Origin of the sequence: Nocardioides faecalis, from assembly GCF_018388425.1 — a bacterium.
GTDB lineage: Bacteria > Actinomycetota > Actinomycetes > Propionibacteriales > Nocardioidaceae > Nocardioides > Nocardioides faecalis.
In genome coordinates, this window is record NZ_CP074406.1 from 451,524 (window position 1) to 471,110 (window position 19,587).

Consider the following 19,587-nt stretch of genomic DNA (forward strand, 5'->3'; position numbering starts at 1 on the left):
CCACTACGGTGGGCACATGCGACTGACGAAGTTCGGCCACGCGGCCGTCCGGATCACTCACGAGGACACCACGGTGGTGCTGGACCCCGGCGCCTGGAGCGAGCGGGAGGCGGTGGAGGGTGCCGACGCGGTGCTCATCACCCACGAGCACGCCGACCACTACCACCCCGACCACCTGCGGGCCACGGACGCCCCGATCTACACGATCGGCGCCGTCGCCGCGCAGATCCGGGAGAGCGCCCCGGACATCGCGGAGCGGGTCACGGTCGTCTCCCCGGAGGAGACCTGGCAGCTGGGCAGCATCGGGGTGAAGGCGATCGGTGAGCTGCACGCGGTGATCCACCCCGAGATGCCGCGGTTCAACAACAGCGGCTACCTGTTCACCCTCGGCGACACCACCGTCTTCCACCCCGGTGACGCGCTGACCGGTCCCGGTGTGCCGGTCGACGTGCTCCTTGCCCCGGTCTCCGCGCCCTGGATGCGGGCCAGCGAGGGCATCGACTTCGCCCGGTCGGTGGGGGCGGCGCGCAACGTGGCGATCCACGACGCGGTCTACTCGCCCGAGGGGCTCGGCTTCGCTGACGGCCTGTTCGGCCGCCTGCTCGGCGCCCGCGACCTGGACTACGTCCGGCTCGCCTCCGGCTCCGACCTCTGAGCCCAGCGGCGACGAGGAGGACGAGCGCGACGACGAGCGAGGGGCGAGTGAGCGGGCGAATCCCCGCTTCGGCGCTCTCAGGTGGACGCGGCATGATGGCCGGATGCGTATCGCCCGTTCCACCGCAGCCGGGATCATCACCGGCATCGTCCTCCTCGCCGTCGTCGTGGGTTTCGCCGTCGGCCTGCCCGAGGCGACCGGCGGCAAGGACCTGCCCAAGCTGCCCGACCGTCTCGACTCCCGGTTCGTGGCGCTCTCGGCGGTCACCCCCGAGGACGGTGGCGCGACCTCGTCCGCCGGGGCCGAGCAGATAAAGGCGTTCGCGGCGAGCGCCCAGGCCAGCGAGAAGAAGGCCCGCAAGCGTCTCGGCGAGCTGTACGGCGAGGCGGAGGTCCGCTCCTACCTCGACCTCCCCGCCACGGTGGCCGGGAACCCGCAGGCCCGCCCCGCGCAGTTCTCGGTGACCGTGGTGCCCGGTGACGCCGGCCTGGTCATCCCCAGCGGCCCCTTCGAGATCGATGGGGCCCAGACGGGCGCGCACTACGAGCTGACCGAGATCGACGGCTACCTGTGCTCCAAGCTGTGGTCGGACCCGGTGGACCCGATGACCGGTCTGCCGACCGGCCTGGAGCCGTCCGGCGACAGCTACCAGGTCGAGTGCCGCGCCGAGCGCGGCGGGCTGACCTACGACATCTACAGCTCGGGCCTGGACCCGGAGGAGACCGCGCACTACCTCGACCTGGTGCTGCGCCGCACCGCCTGATCCGCACCGCCTGATCCCGAACCGCTGGCTTCGTCCGGTCGCGGTGGCGCAGTCGACGCCGCCGGGGCGGACGCCGCCGGCTGCCGATAGGCTGCCGCGGTGGCCCGCGCAGAGCTCGACAAACAGCCCGCCGATGTCCGACGGATGTTCGACACCGTCGCGCGGCGCTATGACCTGACCAACGACATCCTCTCCTTCGGGCAGGACCGTCGCTGGCGCAAGGACGTGCTGGCCGCCCTCGACCCGAGCTACGGCGATCTCATCCTCGACCTCGCGGCGGGCACCGGCACCTCCAGCCAGCCGTTCGCCGACGCTGGGGCGAGCGTCGTGCCCTGCGACTTCTCCATCGGCATGCTGCAGGTCGGCAAGAAGCAGCGCCCGCACCTTCCGTTCACCGCCGGCGACGGCACCCGGCTGCCGTTCCGCGACGGGACCTTCGACAAGGTCACGATCTCCTTCGGCCTGCGCAACATCGTCGACCCGCTGGCCGGGCTCGCCGAGCTGCGCCGGGTCACCAAGCCGGGTGGCACGCTGGTGGTCTGCGAGTTCAGCCACCCGACCCTGGCACCGTGGCGCACGGTCTACCTCGAGTACCTGATGAAGGCGCTGCCGCCGATCGCCCGCGCCGTCTCCTCGGCACCCGACGCCTACGTCTACCTCGCCGAGTCGATCCGCGCCTGGCCCGACCAGCGCGGCCTGGCCGACCTGATCGCGCAGGCGGGCTGGACCTCCCCGCAGTGGCGCAACCTCTCGGGCGGCATCGTCGCCCTGCACCGCGCCACCGCCTGACCCACCCCCGTCATCCCCGACTCGGGACCTTCCGTCCCCCGAGTCGTGAGTTCCCGTCCCCTGAACAGGGACCTTCCGTGCCGCGAGCCCGGGCTTTCCGAGCGCCACCCGGGCAGGTCCCGCCGCCTTGACGACCGCCTGACGGCGCCGGACATTTTGGCAAACCTTCTGTGCAGAAATTGCCAGGTCAGGCGCGGGGCCACCGGTACGACGACCCCGTGAGTGTGTTCTAGATCACCCCCCTTGCGCACGCGCGTGCCAGCAGTGGCAGGATGTGTCGCACGCCACTAGTGATTCTGTTCACAAGGTCACGAGAGGGGGGCTCATGGAGCTCTACACGCCGGTGCTGGTGCTGGCGGGCCTGGCCACGCTGTTCGCCGTGGGCTCGGTGGCGATGAGCGCCTTCGTCGGCCCCAAGCGCTACAACCGTGCGAAGTCCGACTCCTACGAGTGCGGGATCGAGCCGACGCCGCAGGCCCTGAGCGGGCGTTTCCCGGTGAAGTACTACATCACCGCGATGCTCTTCATCATCTTCGACATCGAGATCATCTTCCTCTACCCGTGGGCCATGCAGCTGGACAACATGGCCTGGTTCGGACTGGTCGAGATGGTCCTGTTCATCGCCACCGTCTTCGTCGCCTACGTCTATGTCTGGCGTCGCGGCGGGCTCGACTGGGACTGAGGTCGCCATGGGAATCGAGGAGAAGCTCCCCAGCGGAGTCCTGCTGAGCACGGTGGAGGGACTGGCCGGCTACATGCGCAAGGCCAGCTTCTGGCCGGCGACGTTCGGGCTCGCCTGCTGCGCCATCGAGATGATGACCTCCGGCGGGCCGAAGTACGACCTCGCCCGGTTCGGCATGGAGGTGTTCCGGGCCAGCCCGCGCCAGGCCGACCTGATGATCGTGGCCGGCCGGGTCAGCCAGAAGATGGCCCCGGTCTTGCGCCAGATCTACGACCAGATGGCCGAGCCCAAGTGGGTGCTGGCGATGGGGGTCTGCGCCAGCTCGGGCGGCATGTTCAACAACTACGCGATCGTCCAGGGCGTCGACCACGTCGTACCGGTCGACATGTACCTGCCCGGCTGCCCGCCGCGCCCGGAGATGCTGATCGACGCGATCCTCAAGCTGCACGACAAGGTCCAGCACGACACACCCTTCGGCAAGAACCGCGAGAAGCGGGTCCTCGAGCTGGAGGCTCAGGGTCTCGTCGCGCTGCCGACCTCCGACCGGGCGGGGCTGCTGCGATGAGCGAGGGCCCGAAGATCCCCGCCTCGGGCGGTTCCCCGGCCCAGGCCCCGGACAACGCACCCGAGGCGCTCGGCGAGCCGGGCTACGAGGTCCGCGCGGTGGGGGAGCGGCGCGGCATGTTCGGCGCCGCGGGCACCGGTGACACCAGCGGTTTCGGTGGCCTGGTCGCCCCCGTCGTGCTGCCCGGGGCCGCACAGCGCCCCTACGGCGGCTGGTACGACGCCGTCGCGGACGGTCTCGAGGGACTGGTCGAGCAGGTGGTGATCCACCGCGGCGAGATCACCTTCCACATCCGCCGCGACCACCTGCTCGAGGTGGTCCGCCGCCTGCGCGACGACCCCGCGCTGCGCTTCGAGCTGCTCTCCGGTGTCAGCGGCGTGCACTACCCGGGCGACGCGGGCCGCGAGCTGCACGCGGTCTACCACCTGGGCTCGTTCACCTACAACCGGCGGATCCGCCTCGAGGTCGCCGTCGCGGACGCCGACCCGCACGTGCCGTCGGTGATGGGGATCTATCCCGCCGCGGACTGGCACGAGCGCGAGGTCTGGGACATGTTCGGGCTCGTCTTCGACGGCCACCCGGCGCTGACCAGGATCCTGATGCCCGATGACTGGCCCGGCCACCCGCAGCGCAAGGACTACCCCCTCGGCGGCATCCCGGTGGAGTACAAGGGCGCCTCCGTGCCGCCGCCCGACCAGCGCAGGAGCTACAGCTGATGGTCTCGACAGGCTCGACCACGGACCCGGACACGGGCGCCGCCGCGACGGAGGGCACCGACTTCTACGCGGGCTCCGCCGACACCGCCGGCGGCAAGGTGTTCACCGTCTCCGGTCAGGACTGGAGCGAGATCGCCGCCGGGCTCGGTGACGGCGACGCCGCGGAGCGGGTGGTCGTCAACATGGGCCCCCAGCACCCCTCCACGCACGGGGTGCTGCGGCTGATCCTGGAGATCGAGGGCGAGACCGTCACCGAGGCCCGCTGCGGGATCGGCTACCTGCACACCGGCATCGAGAAGAACATGGAGTACCGCTCCTGGACCCAAGGGGTCACCTTCTGCACCCGGATGGACTACCTGTCCCCGTTCTTCAACGAGATGACCTACACGCTCGGGGTGGAGCGGCTGCTGGACATCGCCGACGAGGTGCCGGAGAAGGCGCAGGTCATGCGGGTCCTGCTGATGGAGCTCAACCGGATCTCCTCCCACCTGGTCTGCATCGCCACCGGCGGCATGGAGATCGGCGCGCTGACGGTGATGACGGTCGGCTTCCGGGAGCGCGAGCTGGTCCTCGACCTGTTCGAGCTGATCACCGGCCTGCGGATGAACCACGCGTTCATCCGTCCCGGCGGCGTCGCCCAGGACCTGCCGTCGGGGGCGCTGGACGAGATCACGTCGTTCGTCGCGCTGATGCGCAAGCGCCTGCCCGAGTACGCCGCGCTGTGCAACGCCAACCCGATCTTCAAGGCCCGCCTGGAGGGCGTCGGCCACCTCGACCTCGAGGGCTGCATGGCGCTCGGGCTGACCGGCCCGGTGCTGCGCAGCACCGGCTACGGCTACGACCTGCGCAAGGCCCAGCCCTACTGCGGCTACGAGACCTACGACTTCGACGTGCAGACCTGGGACACCGCCGATGCCTACGGCCGGTTCCGGCTGCGGCTGAACGAGATGTGGGAGTCGCTGCGCATCATCGAGCAGGCCGCGGCCCGGCTCGCCCGGCTCGAGGGCGCGCCGGTGATGGTGGCGGACAAGAAGATCGCCTGGCCCAGCCAGCTCTCGATCGGAAGCGACGGCATGGGCAACAGCCTCGACCACATCCGCCACATCATGGGCGAGTCGATGGAGGCGCTGATCCACCACTTCAAGCTGGTGACGGAGGGCTTCCGGGTGCCGGCCGGGCAGGCCTACGTGCCGGTGGAGTCGCCCCGCGGCGAGCTCGGCGCCCACGTCGTCTCCGACGGCGGCACTCGGCCGTTCCGGGCGCACTTCCGCGACCCGTCGTTCCACAACCTGCAGGCGATGGCGGTGATGAGCGAGGGCGGCCAGATCGCGGACGTCATCGTCGCCATCGCCAGCCTCGACCCCGTGATGGGAGGTGTCGACCGATGACCTCTGCGATCGACGACAAGACGCTGGCGGAGATGCGCGAGATCGCGGCCCGCTACCCCGAGCCCCGCTCCGGGCTGCTGCCGATGCTGCACCTGGTGCAGTCGGTGCAGGGGCGGATCACGCCGGAGGGGATCGAGGCGTGCGCGGCGGTGCTGGATCTCAGCGCCGCCGAGGTCAGCGGCGTCGCGACCTTCTACACGATGTACAAGCGGCACGGCGTCGGCGACTTCCACGTCGGGGTCTGCACCAACACGCTGTGCGCGGTGATGGGCGGCGACGAGATCCTCGCCCGGCTCTCGGCCCACCTGGAGGTGGGCAACGACGAGGTCGCCGAGAAGCGCCAGGGCGACACCTACTCCGTGAGCCTGGAGCACATCGAGTGCAACGCGGCCTGCGACTACGCGCCGGTGATGATGGTCAACTGGGAGTTCATGGACAACCAGACGCCGGAGTCCGCCGTCCAGGTCGTCGAGTCCCTGCGCGCCGGGCACGCCGTCTCCTCCACCCGCGGTCCGCGGCTGTGCACCTGGCGGCAGGCCGAGCGGGTGCTGGCCGGCTTCCCCGACGGTCGCGCCGACGAGGGGCCCACCGCCGGCGAGGCGAGCCTGGCCGGTCTGGCGCTGGCCCGCGAGCGCGGCTGGCGGGCCCCGGACCCGGAAGCGATCGCTGCGGCCGGCCCGGCCGAGGAGGGGGAGGAGCGATGAGCGACACCCTCACCCCGGTCCTGACCGACCTGTGGGACGCCAAGAAGGGCTGGAAGCTGCAGACCTACGCCGCCCGCGGCGGGTACGACGCCCTGGACACCGCGTTCGCGATGAGCCCCGACGACGTGATCGCCCGGGTCAAGGACTCCGGGCTGCGCGGCCGGGGCGGCGCCGGCTTCCCGACCGGCATGAAGTGGTCCTTCATCCCGCAGGACAACCCGCGGCCGAAGTACCTGGTGGTCAACGCCGACGAGTCCGAGCCGGGCACCTGCAAGGACATCCCGCTGATGATGGGCAACCCGCACGTGCTCGTCGAGGGCGTGATCCTGTCCGCCTACGCGATCCGCGCCAACCAGGCCTTCATCTACATCCGCGGCGAGGTGCTGCACGTGATCCGGCGCGTGCAGGCGGCGGTGGCCGAGGCCTACGCCGCGGGCCACCTCGGCAAGGACATCCACGGCTCGGGCTACGACCTCGACGTCGTGGTGCACGCCGGCGCGGGCGCCTACATCTGCGGCGAGGAGACCGCGCTGCTGGAGGGCCTGGAGGGCCGACGCGGACAGCCGCGGCTGCGCCCGCCGTTCCCGGCCGTCGCCGGGCTCTACGCCAGCCCGACGGTGATCAACAACGTGGAGTCGATCGCCTCCGTGCCCGCCATCGTGCGCAACGGCGCCGCCTGGTTCTCCGCGATGGGCACGGAGAAGTCCGCCGGGCACGGCATCTTCTCGCTCTCCGGCCACGTCGTGCGGCCCGGGCAGTACGAGGCGCCGCTCGGCATCACGCTGCGCGAGCTGCTCGACCTGGCCGGCGGCATCCGGCCCGGGCACGAGCTGAAGTTCTGGACCCCCGGCGGCTCCAGCACCCCGTTGCTCACCGCCGAGCACCTCGACGTACCGCTCGACTTCGAGGGCGTGGGCTCCGCCGGCTCGATGCTGGGCACCCGAGCGCTGCAGGTCTTCGACGACACCGTGTGCGTGGTGCGCGCGGTGCTGCGCTGGACGGAGTTCTACAAGCACGAGTCCTGCGGCAAGTGCACCCCGTGCCGCGAGGGCACGTGGTGGCTGGTCCAGGCGCTGCGCCGCCTCGAGCACGGCGAGGTGGACGAGGCCGACGGCGCGGTGCTGATCGACCAGCTGCTCGACCAGTGCGACAACATCCTCGGCCGCTCCTTCTGCGCGCTCGGGGACGGCGCCACCAGCCCGATCTCCAGCTCGATCAAGTACTTCCGCGAGGAGTACCTGGCCCACCTGACCCACGGTGGGTGCCCGTTCGACCCGGCCCGCTCCACCGCCTGGGCGGGCGCGGGAGCGACCACGGAGGCGGCACTGTGACCAGCACCCCGGAGAAGACCGCCGGCGCGGTCGAGAAGAGCGACCTGGTCAAGGTCACCATCGACGGCGTCGAGGTGTCGGTGCCCAAGGACACGCTGGTCATCCGCGCCGCCGAGCGGATCGGCGTGCAGGTGCCGCGGTTCTGCGACCACCCGCTGCTCGCACCGGCCGGCGCCTGCCGACAGTGCCTGGTGGAGGTGACCGACGCCGGCAACGGCCGCGGCTTCCCGAAGCCGCAGGCCTCCTGCACGCTGCCGGTCGCCGACGGCATGGTCGTCAACACCCAGGTGACCAGCCCGGTCGCCGACAAGGCGCAGCAGGGCGTGATGGAGCTGCTGCTCATCAACCACCCGCTGGACTGCCCGGTGTGCGACAAGGGCGGCGAGTGCCCGCTGCAGAACCAGGCGATGTCCAACGGTCGAGGCGAGTCCCGCTTCTCCGACGCGCGCAACCGCGGGGTGAAGCGGACCTTCCCGAAGCCGATCAACCTCTCGCCGATGGTGCTGCTCGACCGGGAGCGCTGCATCGTGTGCCAGCGCTGCACCCGGTTCGCCGACGAGATCGCCGGCGACCCGTTCATCGAGCTCCTCGAGCGCGGCGCGTCCCAGCAGATCGGCATCGCCGAGGACGCCCCCTTCCTGTCCTACTTCTCCGGCAACACCATCCAGATCTGCCCCGTCGGCGCGCTCACCTCCGAGCAGTACCGGTTCCGCTCCCGGCCCTTCGACCTCGTCTCGACCCCCGGCATCGCCGAGCACGACGCGTGCGGCTCCGCGATCCGCATCGACCACCGGCGCGGCAAGGTGCTGCGCCGCCAAGCCGGCAACGACCCCGACGTCAACGAGGAGTGGATCACCGACAAGGACCGCTTCGCGTTCGCCTACGCCACCGCCGAGGACCGGTTGCGCTACCCGCGGGTCCGCGACACCGACGGCACGCTGCGCCCGGCGTCGTGGCCGGAGGCGTTCACCGTCGCCGCCCGCGGGCTCGCCGCAGCCCGCGGCGCCGGTGGCGTGGGCGTGCTGACCGGCGGCCGGCTCAGCGTCGAGGACGCCTACGCCTACGCCAAGTTCGCCCGGATCGCGCTCGGCACGAACGACATCGACTTCCGGGCCCGGCCGCACTCGGAGGAGGAGGCCGCGTTCCTGGCCTCCGCGGTGGTGCTCGGCGCCCCCGGTGCCGGTGCGGTCACCTACGCCGACCTCGAGGGCGAGCGGACCGTGGTGCTCGTCGGGCTGGAGCCCGAGGACGAGGCCGGTGCGATCTTCCTGCGGCTGCGCAAGTCCGTCTCCGCCCGCCGGCGCGGGCTGCCCGGTGCGACGGTCCTCGCCCTCGCCCCGTTCCGCAGCCGGGGACTGCGCAAGCTGGACGCTCGGGTGCTGCCCACCGTGCCCGGCACCGAGCCGGCCGGCCTGCGGTCGCTGGTCGGCGAGCTCGACGCGGCCAGCGTGCTGCTCGTCGGCGAGCGAATGGCGGCCGTGCCGGGTGCGCTCAGCGCCGCGGTCGAGGTCGCCGCCGCCACCGGCGCCCGGCTGGGCTGGGTGCCCCGCAGGGCCGGTGACCGCGGCGCGGTCGAGGCCGGCTGCCTGCCGAACCTGCTGCCCGGCGGCCGGCCGGTCGCCGACGCCGCCGCCCGCGTCGACGTCGCCACGGCCTGGGGCAGCGCCCCGGTGCCCGAGCAGCCCGGCCGGGACGCCGCCGCGATCGTCGCCGCCCTCAACGCCGGCGAGCTCGGCGGCCTGGTCGTCGCCGGCGTCGACCCCGACGACACCCCCGACCCCGCCGCGACCCGGCAGGCGATCACCGCCGCCGGCTTCGTCGTGGCGCTCGACCTGCGGGCCACCGACGTGACCGAGCAGGCGGACGTCGTCTTCCCCGTCGCTCCGGTCACCGACAAGGCCGGCAGCTTCGTGAACTGGGAGGGCCGGGTCCGGTCCTGGGCGGCGGCGCTGCACAACCCGGCCTCGCTGCCCGACCTGCGCGCCCTGTCCGGCATCGCCGCCGAGCTCGGCACGCCGCTCGGCTTCCGCACCGTCGAGGAGGTCCGCGCCGAGATGGAGCAGCTCGGCCCCTGGGACGGTGCGCGTCCGCAGCCACCGACCGTCGAGCCGGCCGTCGAGCCGGCCGAGGCGAGCCGGTCGGCCGACCCGGCGTCGTACGTGTTGGCGACGTGGAAGCTGCACCTGGACAACGGATCGCTGCAGGACGGCGACAAGTACCTCAAGTCCACCGCCCGCACACCGGTCGCCCTCGTCCCTCGGTCCGTGTACGACGCGCACGGCGCGACCGTGACGCTGAGCGGTGACCGCGGCGCCGTCGTCCTGCCCGCCGAGATCTGCGACGACCTCGCCGAGGGCACGGTGTGGGTGCCGGCCAGCTCGGTCGGCGCCGGCGTGCTCGCCGACCTGGCCTCCCCGGGCAGCCGGGTCACCGTGGCCGCCGGCGCGTTCGAAGGAGGTGGGCGATGAGCACCGGACTCGACGCGTTCGGCGGCGACCCGTGGTGGATCGTGGTGGTGAAGGCCGTGCTGGTCTTCGTGGTCCTGGTGCTGCTCACCCTGTTCAACATCTGGTGGGAGCGGCGCGTGGTGGCCCGGATGCAGCACCGCATCGGGCCCAACGTCAACGGCCCGTTCGGACTGCTGCAGTCGTTGGCGGACGGGGTGAAGCTGGCGTTCAAGGAGGACCTGATCCCGAAGGCCGCGGACAAGGTGGTCTTCGTCCTGGCACCGGTGCTCGTCGTGGTGCCGGCCTTCGTCACCTTCAGCGTCATCCCGTTCGGCCCGGAGGTCGGCTTCCTGGGTGAGCGCACCCCGCTGCAGCTCACCGACATGCCGGTGGCGGTGCTGTTCGTGATGGCGATCGCCTCGATCGGCATCTACGGCATCGTGCTGGGCGGCTGGTCCAGCGGGTCGACGTACTCGCTGCTGGGCGGGCTGCGCTCGAGCGCGCAGATGATCTCCTACGAGGTCGCGATGGGCCTGGCCCTGGTCGCGGTCTTCATGTACGCGGGCTCGATGTCGACCAGCGAGATCGTCGCCGCGCAGGACGACGTCTGGTTCGGCCTGATCCTGCTGCCCTCCTTCGTGATCTACCTGATCGCCATGGTGGGGGAGACGAACCGGGCGCCGTTCGACCTGCCCGAGGCCGAGGGCGAGCTGGTCGGCGGCTTCCACACCGAGTACTCCAGCCTGAAGTTCGCGCTCTTCTTCCTCGGCGAGTACGTCAACATGGCCACGGTCTCCGCCCTGGCCACCACGCTGTTCCTGGGCGGCTGGCACGCACCGTTCTGGATCGACGAGGTCTGGGCCGGGGCGAACTCCGGCTACTGGCCGGTGCTGTGGTTCTTCGGCAAGGTGCTGTTCTTCATCTTCATCTTCATCTGGCTGCGCGGCTCGTTGCCGCGGCTGCGCTACGACCAGTTCATGGCGTTCGGCTGGAAGCGGCTGATCCCGATCGCGCTGGTCTGGATCGTGGCCGTCGCCACCGTCCGCGTGGCCCGCAACGAGGGCGTCTTCGACGGCGGCATCCGCGACAACCCGCAGTTCTGGATGACCGCGGTCGGCATCGCGCTGGTGGTGCTGCTGGTGACGTTCCTGGTGCCCGACGGCACACGGGAGCCCGAGCCGATGACCGTCGTCGTGCCGCGCAGCGGTGGCTTCCCGGTGCCGCCGATGCCGGCGGGCGGTGCCGTGCGCGGCGCCGCCGCGCCGCTGACCTTCCGCTCCGACGTACCCACCGCCCGCGCCACGAGTGGCGCCGAGTCAGAGGTGAGCAATGGCTGAGCAGGCCGACAAGAGTGCCCAGGGTCCGACCCTCAAGGAGCAGCTCTGGGACCCGGTGGCCGGCTTCGGGGTCACCTTCCGGACGATGTTCCGCAAGGTCGTCACCGAGCAGTACCCGAAGGAGAAGCTGCCCACCGCGCCCCGCTTCCACGGACGCCACCAGCTGAACCGCTGGCCCGACGGGCTGGAGAAGTGCATCGGCTGCGAGCTGTGCGCCTGGGCGTGCCCCGCGGACGCGATCTACGTCGAGGGCGCGGAGAACATCGACGACGCCGGCGACGGCACGTCGGCGCGGTTCTCTGCCGGCGAGCGCTACGGCCGCGTCTACCAGATCAACTACCTGCGCTGCATCCTGTGCGGGCTGTGCATCGAGGCCTGCCCGACCCGGGCGCTGACGATGACCAACGAGTACGAGCTCGCCGACGACAACCGCGCGAACCTCATCTACGAGAAGTCCGACCTGCTCGCGCCGCTGCTGCCCGGCATGGAACAGCCGCCGCACGCGATGCTGCTGGGCGAGGACGACCAGGCCTACTACCGCGGCGAGTTCGCCGCCCCCGCTCCCACCGGCGCGAGCGCGTCGCAGCCGGCCGGAGGTGGCGCATGACCGCGTTCTGGGTGCTGGCCCCGGTGATGGTGCTCGCCGCGCTGGGCATCCTGTTCGTCCGCAAGGCCGTGCACGCCGCCCTGCTCCTCGCGGTGGTGATGATCAGCCTCGCGGTGCTCTACGCCGTGCTCGAGGCGCCGTTCCTGTTCGCGGTGCAGATCATCGTCTACACCGGCGCGATCCTGATGCTCTTCCTGTTCGTGCTGATGCTGGTGGGCGTCGACGCCTCGGACTCCGTGGTGGAGACGATCAAGGGCCAGCGCGTGCTGGCCTGGCTGGTCGGTGCCGGCTTCGTCGTGGTGCTGCTCGTCGGCCTCGGCCAGGTCACCTTCACCGCCGCCGTCGGCCTCGACGGACCCGGCGGCGCCAACGAGGGCGGCAACATCCAGGCCCTGGCCAACCTGCTGTTCTCCCGCTACGTCTTCATCTTCGAGGCCACGAGCGCCCTGCTCATCACCGCCGCTGTCGGCGCGATGGTGCTCGCCCACCGCGAGCGGCTGACGCCGCGACCGAAGCAGGCGGACCTCGCCGCGGCCCGGGTGCGCTCCTGGGCCGAGACCGGGACCCCGCTCGGCCCGCTGCCGGCCCCCGGCGTCTACGCCCGGCACAACGCCGTGGACACCCCGGCGCTGCTGCCCGACGGCTCGCCCGCGGCGGCGTCGGTCTCGCGGGTGCTCGCTGCTCGCGGCACCATGCGCGCCACCGGCCTGCGCGACATCGAGCCGATCGCGGCGTCCCTCGGCGTCGACCCGGCCGCCCGGCCGGCGAGCGCCGGGAAGTCCGCGGCCACCGGCACCACCGAGGCGGAGCAGCCCGCGCATCCCGGCTCCGACGGCACGGTCGGGGCGAGCGACGGAGCCGACGCGACCACCGGGTCCGCCGGCCAGGGCGGAGGGGAGGGACGATGAGCGAGTACATCGCCCTGTCCGCGATCCTGTTCAGCATCGGGGCCGTCGGCGTGCTGGTACGACGCAACGCGATCGTGGTCTTCATGTGCGTGGAGCTGATGCTCAACGCCTGCAACCTGGCCTTCGTCGCGTTCGCCCGTCAGCACGGCAACCTCGACGGCCAGGTCGCCGCCTTCTTCGTGATGGTCGTCGCGGCCGCCGAGGTCGTCATCGGGCTGGCCATCATCATGACCATCTTCCGGACCCGTCGCTCGGCCTCCGTCGACGACGCCAGCCTGCTCAAGTTCTGAGGGCCCGATGAACGCAACCACCTTGCTCGCGCTGTCCGTGAGCGCCTCGGACGTGCCCGTGGTGGCGCCCACCGACGCCGACGGCGTGCTCAGCCTCGCCTGGCTGGTCATCGCCCTGCCGCTCGCGGGTGCAGCGTTCCTGCTGCTCCTGGGCAACCGCCGCACCGCGGCCTTCGGCCACTGGGTCGGCCTGGCGACCATCACCGGATCGTTCGCGCTGAGCGTCGCGATGTTCGTCGCGTTGCTGGGCCGCGACGAGGGCGACCGGCAGGTCGCCGAGCACCTGTGGACCTGGATCGAGGCCGGCAGCCTCGACGTGGGCCTGGACCTGCTCTACGACCCGCTCTCGGCGCTGTTCCTGCTGCTGATCACCGGCGTGGGTGCGCTGATCCACCTGTACTCGGTGGGCTACATGGCCCACGACCCCCGCCGGTCGCGGTTCTTCGCCTACCTCAACCTGTTCATCGCGGCGATGCTGATGCTGGTGCTCGCGGAGAACTACGTGGGCCTCTTCCTCGGCTGGGAGGGCGTCGGCCTGGCCTCCTACCTGCTGATCGGCTTCTGGCAGCACAAGCCGTCCGCGGCGGCCGCGGCGAAGAAGGCGTTCGTGATCAACCGGGTCGGCGACATGGGCCTGGGCCTGGCGATCTTCCTGATGTTCGTCACCTTCGGCACCACCAGCTTCAGCGGCGTCAGCGAGCTGGCCCCCGCGGCCAGCAGCACCACGCTGAACTGGATCGGCGTGCTGCTGCTCCTCGGTGCCTGCGGCAAGTCCGCCCAGGTGCCGCTGCAGGCCTGGCTGCTGGACGCGATGGAGGGCCCCACCCCGGTCTCGGCGCTGATCCACGCCGCCACGATGGTCACGGCCGGCGTCTACCTCGTCACCCGCTCGAGCTTCATCTTCGAGGCCGCCCCCACCGCACAGACCGCGGTGGTGGTCGTGGCCACGGTGACGCTGCTGTGGGGTGCGGTCATCGGTTGCGCCAAGGACGACATCAAGAAGGCGCTCGCCGGCTCCACGATGAGCCAGATCGGCTACATGATGCTCGGCGCCGGCCTCGGCGTCGCCGGCTATGCCTTCGCGATCTTCCACCTGATCACGCACGGCTTCTTCAAGGCCAACATGTTCCTCGGCGCCGGCTCGGTCATGCACGCGATGGACGACGACGTCGACATGCGGCACTACGGCGCGCTCAGCAAGGCGCTGCCGGTCACCTTCCTGACCTTTGCGATGGGCTACCTGGCGATCATCGGCTTCCCTGGCTTCTCCGGGTTCTGGTCCAAGGACAAGATCATCGAGGTCGCGCTCGTGGAGAACCCGGTCGTCGGTGTCTGCGCCCTGCTGGGCGCCGGCGTCACCGGCTTCTACATGACCCGGCTGATGCTGATGACCTGGTTCACCCGCAAGAGGTGGGCTCCCGAGGCCCACCCGCACGAGAGCCCCGCGACGATGACGATCCCGCTGGTGGTGCTCGCCGCGTTGTCCGTGCTCGGCGGCCTGCTGCTGGCCGGCAGCTGGATCGTCGACTGGCTCACCCCGGTCGTGGGCCACGCCGAGCACGAGGAGCCGCCGCTGCCGGTCATCGTGATCACCGCGATCACGGTGGCGGTGGTCGCCGCCGGCGTCGCGCTCGCCTGGTTCCTGGTCGGGCGCCGGGAGGTCCCGCGCACCGCCCCGAGCGACGTCTCCTTCGTCACCCGCGCCGCCCGCGCGGACCTGTACGGCGACGCCATCAACGACGCCGTGGTGGTCCGTCCGGGCGCCGCTCTGGTCCGGGCGTCGGTGTCGGCCGACCGCACCCTGGTCGACGGACTGTTCACCGGGAGCGCCACGGTGCTCACCGGCACCGGCGAGCTGTTGCGCCGGGCGCAGACGGGCTACGTCCGCTCCTACGCGCTGTCGATCCTGGCGGGTGCCGTGCTCCTCGTCCTGACCCTCGTGGCGGTGAACCTCTGATGGACAGCTTCCCGATCCTGAGCCTGCTGGTCTGGCTGCCCGTCGCCGGGGCCGTCGCGGTGGCGTTGCTGCCGGCGCGCGTCGCGAAGGCCACCGGCCTCGGCGTCGCCGGCGCCACGCTCGTCGTCGCCGCCGTGGCGGCGCTCTCCTACGACACCGGTGGCGGGCGCCAGCTCGAGGAGGTGCACACCTGGATCGAGGCGTTCGGCGTGCACTACGCGCTGGGCCTCGACGGTCTCGGCCTGCTCCTGGTGCTGCTCACCGTGCTGCTGGTGCCGGTGGTGCTCGCCGCGGAGTGGGTCAAGGCCGACGACCCCGGCGGTGCCGGCGCCAAGACCTTCGTCGCCTGGGCGCTGGCGCTGGAGGGGCTGTCGCTGGCGGTCTTCTGCGCCACCGACGTGTTCTTGTTCTACGTCGTCTTCGAGGCCACCCTGATCCCCGCCTACTTCCTGGTCGGCGGCTTCGGCCGCGACGGCCGGGGCGCGGCGGCGCTGAAGTTCCTGATGTTCCAGCTCGCCGGCGGCCTGGTGCTGCTGGCCGCGGTGATCGGGCTCTACGTCGTCTCCGCCGACGCCGGCCAGCCGTCGTACCTGCTCTCGGACCTGGAGGAGCTCTCGATCGGCACCGAGGCCGGCCGCTGGCTGTTCCTCGGCTTCTTCATCGCCTTCGCGATCAAGGCGCCGCTGTTCCCGCTGCACACCTGGCTCGCCGACACCACCGAGAAGGCGACCCCGGGCACCGGGGTGCTGCTGGTGTGCATCCTGGACAAGATCGGCACCTTCGGGATGCTGCGGTTCTGCCTCGGGATCTTCCCCGAGGCCTCGCAGTGGGCCACGCCGCTGGTGATCACCCTGGCGCTGATCTCGGTCGTGTACGGCGCTCTGCTGGCCATCGGCTCCGACGACCTGTTCCGGCTGATCGGCCTGACCTCGCTGAGCCACTTCGGCCTGATCACCCTCGGCATCTTCACCCTGTCAAGCCAGGGCGGCGCCGGCGCGATCCTCTACATGGTCAACCACGGCCTGGGCACGGCAGCGCTGTTCCTGGTCGCCGGCTACCTCTTCGACCGCCGCGGCACCGCCTCCATCCGCGAGCTCGGCGGCGCGGAGAAGACGGCGCCGGTGCTGGCCGGGCTGTTCCTCGTCGCCGGCCTGGCCACCCTCGGGCTGCCCGGCCTGTCCCCGTTCGTCAGCGAGTTCCTGGTGCTGCTGGCCGCCTTCGGCTACGCCTGGTACGTCGGCGCGATCGCGATCACCGCCGTCGTGCTGTCGGCGATCTACGTGCTGTGGGCCTACCAGCGGATCATGACGGGGCCCGACCCGGCGGTGCTCGCCGAGGGCGGCGAGGAGCCGCACGAGCCGACCGGGCGCGAGCCGACCGGGCACGAGCCGACCGGGCACGAGCCGACCGGGCACGAGCCCGCCGGGTCCGGCGCGACCGGGACGGCCGTCCGCACCGCCCCGGCAGCCGAGCAGAGCGTCGCCACCACCACGACCACCCGCGACCTGGGGGTGCGGGAGGTGGCCGCGGTGGCCCCGCTGGTGGCGGCACTGGTGTTCTTCGGGTTCTACCCCGCGCCGATGCTGGACGTTGCCAACCCGACGGTGAGCGACCTGCTGGACCAGGTCGGGGTCAGCGACGAGGCGCCCAGCGTGGGGCCCGGTGACCTCGCCGGCCACGGCGACGCCGAGGAAGGGGCGCACTGATGTCGTTCGTGAAGCCGGAGCTCGAGTACGTCGAGCTGCTCCCACTGCTGATCGTGCTCGGTGGCGCCTGCGTCGGCGTGCTGCTCGAGGCAGTGCTGCCGCGCGGGAGCCGGCGGGTGCCGCAGGTCGTGCTGAGCCTGCTGGTGGTCGTGGGCGCCCTGGTGGCCACCGTGCTGGTCGGCACCGGCCTGGACATCCACGAGGCCGGCGGCCAGGAGGCCCGTGGCCTGGTCGGCGCGGAGGGCAGCATCGTGGTGGACGGCCCGACCGTCTACCTGTGGGGCCTGGTGCTCGTCTTCGCCCTGGCAGGGGTCGCCCTGTTCGCCGAGCGACGCCTCGAGGGCGGGGTCTCGGGCTTCACCGGGCAGGCCGCCGCACTCCCGGGCACCGACACCGAGCGCGACGCCTCCACCCGCGGGCTGGAGCACACCGAGGTCTACCCGCTGCTGCTCTTCGCCGTGGCCGGCATGCTGCTCTTCCCGGCCGCGGGGGACCTGCTGACCATGTTCGTCGCCCTCGAGGTGCTCTCGCTGCCGCTCTACGTGCTGTGCGGCCTGGCGCGGCGGCGCCGGCTGCTCAGCCAGGAGGCGGCGATGAAGTACTTCCTGCTGGGCGCCTTCTCCTCCGGCTTCTTCCTGTACGGCGCCGCGCTGGTCTACGGCTACGCCGGGTCGATGACCTTCGCCGGCATCAACGAGGCAGTCCGCGCCGGCGGTGGGGACCGCTGGCTCCTGCTGGCCGGCATCGCGCTGCTCTCGGTCGGCCTGCTGTTCAAGGTCGGCGCCGTGCCGTTCCAGGCGTGGACCCCCGACGTCTACCAGGGGGCGCCCACCGCGGTCACCGCGTTCATGGCGGCCGGCACCAAGGTCGCCGCGTTCGGTGCCCTGCTGCGCCTGCTCTACGTCGCCTTCGGCGGCGAGCGGTGGAGCTGGGAGCCGATGCTGTGGGTCGTCGCGATCGCCTCGATGCTCCTGGGGGCGGTCCTCGCCGCGGTCCAGGACGACGTGAAGCGGATGCTCGCCTATTCCTCCATCGCACACACCGGGTTCCTGCTCGTCGGCGTGCTGGGGGTCCAGGCCGCCGGCGACCTCGCGGTGGGGCAGCTCTCGTCGCTGGGCAGCGTGCTGTTCTACCTGACCACCTACGGGTTCTCCATGATCGGCGCGTTCGCCATCGTCACCATGGTCCGCGACGCCGGTGGTGAGGCGACCGGGTTCGGGCGCTGGGCCGGGCTCGGGCGGCGCTCGCCGCTGCTCGCCGGGGCGTTCGCGTTCTTCCTGCTCTCGATGGCGGGCATCCCGTTGACCGCCGGCTTCATCGGCAAGTGGGCGGTGTTCACCACCGCCCTCGACGCCGGGGCCTGGCCGGTGGTGCTCGTCGCGATCGCGGCCAGCATCGTGGCCATCGGTTTCTACGTCCGCCAGATCCGTCTGATGTTCTTCACCGAGGCGCACCCCGACGGGGTCGGGGAGGTCACCCGCTCCTCGTTCCTGACCTCCTCGACCGTCGTCGTGTGCCTCGCCGCGACGCTGCTGCTGGGTGTCGTGCCGGGGCCGGTTCTCGATCTGGTGGCCGGTGCGGGAGACTTCATCAGGTGACCGCAGTTCCAAGTCCTGCCGAGCTGGCCCTGCCGATCGTCGACGAAGCCCTCGCCGATCGCCTCCGTACCCGGATGGCGACGGTCGAGGAGGCGCTGTTCAGCCACGCGAGCAGCCGCGCGCCCTACGTCACCGAGGCGGCGCGGCACCTGCTGGCCGCCGGCGGCAAGCGGTTCCGTCCGCTGCTGGTCCTGCTCGCCGCCGAGGCCGGGCCGCGCCCGGACGTCTCGGAGGTGCTGACCGCGGCCTGCGTCGTGGAGATCACCCACGTGGGCTCGCTGTACCACGACGACGTGATGGACGAGGCCGACCTGCGCCGCGGCGCCGACTCGGCGAACTCCCGCTTCGACAACCTGGTCGCGATCCTCACCGGCGACTTCCTGTTCGCGAAGTCCTCGGAGCTGACCTCGACCCTGGGCCCCGAGGCGGTCCGGATCCAGGCCGAGACCTTCACCCGGCTCGTCGAGGGCCAGATCCTGGAGACGGTGAAGCCCGGCGAGGGCGAGGACCCGCTCGCGCACTACCTCGACGTGGTGGCCGGGAAGACGGGGTCGCTGATCGCGACGTCGGCCCGCTACGGCGCGCTGTTCTCCGGCGCCTCGGAGGAGGTGGTCACCGCGCTCACCGAGTACGGCGAGCTCGTCGGCACCGCCTTCCAGCTCTCCGACGACATCCTCGACGTGGCCTCGGAGACCGAGGAGTCCGGCAAGACCCCCGGTACCGACCTCAAGGAGGGCGTGCCGACCCTGCCGGTGCTCATGGCGCGGGCCTCGACCGACCCCGCGGACGCCCGGCTGCTGGAGCTGCTCGACCCGGAGCGCACCGACCTGGCCGCCGATGCCGAGGCGCACGCCGAGGCGCTCCGCCTGCTGCGAGCGCACCCCGCGATGGAGGAGGCCCGCAGCTACGTCGTGGCACGGGCCCAGGAGGCCAAGAAGCGGCTCACCGTGCTGCCCGCCGGGCCCGTGCGTTCCGCGCTGGAGGCGTTCGCGGACGTGGTCGCGGTCCGTTCTGCCTGACCCGCCTCCAGGGCGGTGTGCCGACGGCACGGAAGTGACTGGCGGGGCCAGCGGGATCCGCGTGAAAATGTGGCGTTTGCCCCAGTAGTGAGGTTTCATCGGGCAGGTACCTGGGCATCTGCTCG

Annotated in this window: 18 protein-coding genes; all 18 read left to right on the plus strand. The window is 71.6% G+C overall.

The annotated features are described in order from the left end of the window. Positions 1-16 precede the first annotated feature (16 nt). Positions 17-655 carry an MBL fold metallo-hydrolase gene (locus tag KG111_RS02020; protein WP_205292410.1) on the plus strand — a complete coding sequence of 213 codons (639 nt, stop codon included), beginning with the start codon at positions 17-19 and terminating at the stop codon, positions 653-655. Positions 656-758: 103 nt separating this feature from the next. Then, positions 759-1,418, plus strand: coding sequence for a hypothetical protein (locus KG111_RS02025; protein WP_205292411.1), 660 nt, complete (start codon positions 759-761; stop codon positions 1,416-1,418). A gap of 99 nt (positions 1,419-1,517) precedes the next feature. Further along, on the plus strand, positions 1,518-2,207 hold the full coding sequence (locus tag KG111_RS02030) for a demethylmenaquinone methyltransferase (RefSeq protein ID WP_205292412.1): 690 nt from the start codon (positions 1,518-1,520) through the stop codon (positions 2,205-2,207). 325 nt (positions 2,208-2,532) lie between these two features. After that, entirely contained in the window at positions 2,533-2,889 is a 357-nt protein-coding gene (locus KG111_RS02035; protein ID WP_205292413.1) for an NADH-quinone oxidoreductase subunit A, read from the plus strand. A 7-nt stretch (positions 2,890-2,896) separates the two neighbouring features. Continuing rightward, positions 2,897-3,454 (plus strand): NuoB/complex I 20 kDa subunit family protein, encoded by a 558-nt coding sequence (locus KG111_RS02040; RefSeq protein ID WP_205292414.1) that lies wholly within the window; start codon positions 2,897-2,899, stop codon positions 3,452-3,454. Continuing rightward, positions 3,451-4,170 carry an NADH-quinone oxidoreductase subunit C gene (locus KG111_RS02045; RefSeq protein ID WP_205292415.1) on the plus strand — a complete coding sequence of 240 codons (720 nt, stop codon included), beginning with the start codon at positions 3,451-3,453 and terminating at the stop codon, positions 4,168-4,170. The genes KG111_RS02040 and KG111_RS02045 overlap by 4 nt, the downstream gene beginning before the upstream one ends. Beyond that, positions 4,170-5,558, plus strand: a complete 1,389-nt coding sequence (locus KG111_RS02050; protein WP_205292416.1) for an NADH-quinone oxidoreductase subunit D — start codon at positions 4,170-4,172, stop codon at positions 5,556-5,558. Before KG111_RS02045 ends, KG111_RS02050 begins: the two co-directional genes overlap by 1 nt. After that, the gene (nuoE, locus tag KG111_RS02055) at positions 5,555-6,262 is read left to right on the plus strand and encodes an NADH-quinone oxidoreductase subunit NuoE (RefSeq protein ID WP_205292417.1); all 708 of its coding nucleotides are present in this window, start codon (positions 5,555-5,557) and stop codon (positions 6,260-6,262) included. The genes KG111_RS02050 and nuoE overlap by 4 nt, the downstream gene beginning before the upstream one ends. Continuing rightward, positions 6,259-7,593, plus strand: a complete 1,335-nt coding sequence (gene nuoF / locus KG111_RS02060; protein WP_205292418.1) for an NADH-quinone oxidoreductase subunit NuoF — start codon at positions 6,259-6,261, stop codon at positions 7,591-7,593. Before nuoE ends, nuoF begins: the two co-directional genes overlap by 4 nt. After that, on the plus strand, positions 7,590-10,061 hold the full coding sequence (locus KG111_RS02065) for an NADH-quinone oxidoreductase subunit G (protein WP_213450022.1): 2,472 nt from the start codon (positions 7,590-7,592) through the stop codon (positions 10,059-10,061). Before nuoF ends, KG111_RS02065 begins: the two co-directional genes overlap by 4 nt. Then, on the plus strand, positions 10,058-11,377 hold the full coding sequence (gene nuoH / locus KG111_RS02070) for an NADH-quinone oxidoreductase subunit NuoH (RefSeq protein WP_205292294.1): 1,320 nt from the start codon (positions 10,058-10,060) through the stop codon (positions 11,375-11,377). The genes KG111_RS02065 and nuoH overlap by 4 nt, the downstream gene beginning before the upstream one ends. Continuing rightward, positions 11,370-11,984, plus strand: coding sequence for an NADH-quinone oxidoreductase subunit NuoI (nuoI, locus tag KG111_RS02075; protein WP_205292293.1), 615 nt, complete (start codon positions 11,370-11,372; stop codon positions 11,982-11,984). Before nuoH ends, nuoI begins: the two co-directional genes overlap by 8 nt. Next, a complete protein-coding gene (locus KG111_RS02080; RefSeq protein WP_205292292.1) occupies positions 11,981-12,892 on the plus strand; it encodes an NADH-quinone oxidoreductase subunit J in 912 nt (303 codons plus the stop codon). The genes nuoI and KG111_RS02080 overlap by 4 nt, the downstream gene beginning before the upstream one ends. After that, positions 12,889-13,182: an NADH-quinone oxidoreductase subunit NuoK gene (gene nuoK, locus KG111_RS02085; protein ID WP_205292291.1), complete on the plus strand. Its 294-nt coding sequence runs from the start codon at positions 12,889-12,891 to the stop codon at positions 13,180-13,182. Before KG111_RS02080 ends, nuoK begins: the two co-directional genes overlap by 4 nt. Before the next feature lie 7 nt (positions 13,183-13,189). Further along, complete coding sequence (nuoL, locus tag KG111_RS02090; protein ID WP_205292290.1) at positions 13,190-15,139, plus strand: NADH-quinone oxidoreductase subunit L; 1,950 nt, start codon at positions 13,190-13,192, stop codon at positions 15,137-15,139. Beyond that, the gene (locus KG111_RS02095) at positions 15,139-16,845 is read left to right on the plus strand and encodes an NADH-quinone oxidoreductase subunit M (protein WP_205292289.1); all 1,707 of its coding nucleotides are present in this window, start codon (positions 15,139-15,141) and stop codon (positions 16,843-16,845) included. The genes nuoL and KG111_RS02095 overlap by 1 nt, the downstream gene beginning before the upstream one ends. Next, positions 16,845-18,443, plus strand: coding sequence for an NADH-quinone oxidoreductase subunit NuoN (nuoN, locus tag KG111_RS02100; protein WP_205292288.1), 1,599 nt, complete (start codon positions 16,845-16,847; stop codon positions 18,441-18,443). The genes KG111_RS02095 and nuoN overlap by 1 nt, the downstream gene beginning before the upstream one ends. After that, positions 18,440-19,462, plus strand: a complete 1,023-nt coding sequence (locus tag KG111_RS02105; RefSeq protein ID WP_372440173.1) for a polyprenyl synthetase family protein — start codon at positions 18,440-18,442, stop codon at positions 19,460-19,462. The genes nuoN and KG111_RS02105 overlap by 4 nt, the downstream gene beginning before the upstream one ends. The last annotated feature ends 125 nt before the right edge of the window (positions 19,463-19,587 follow it).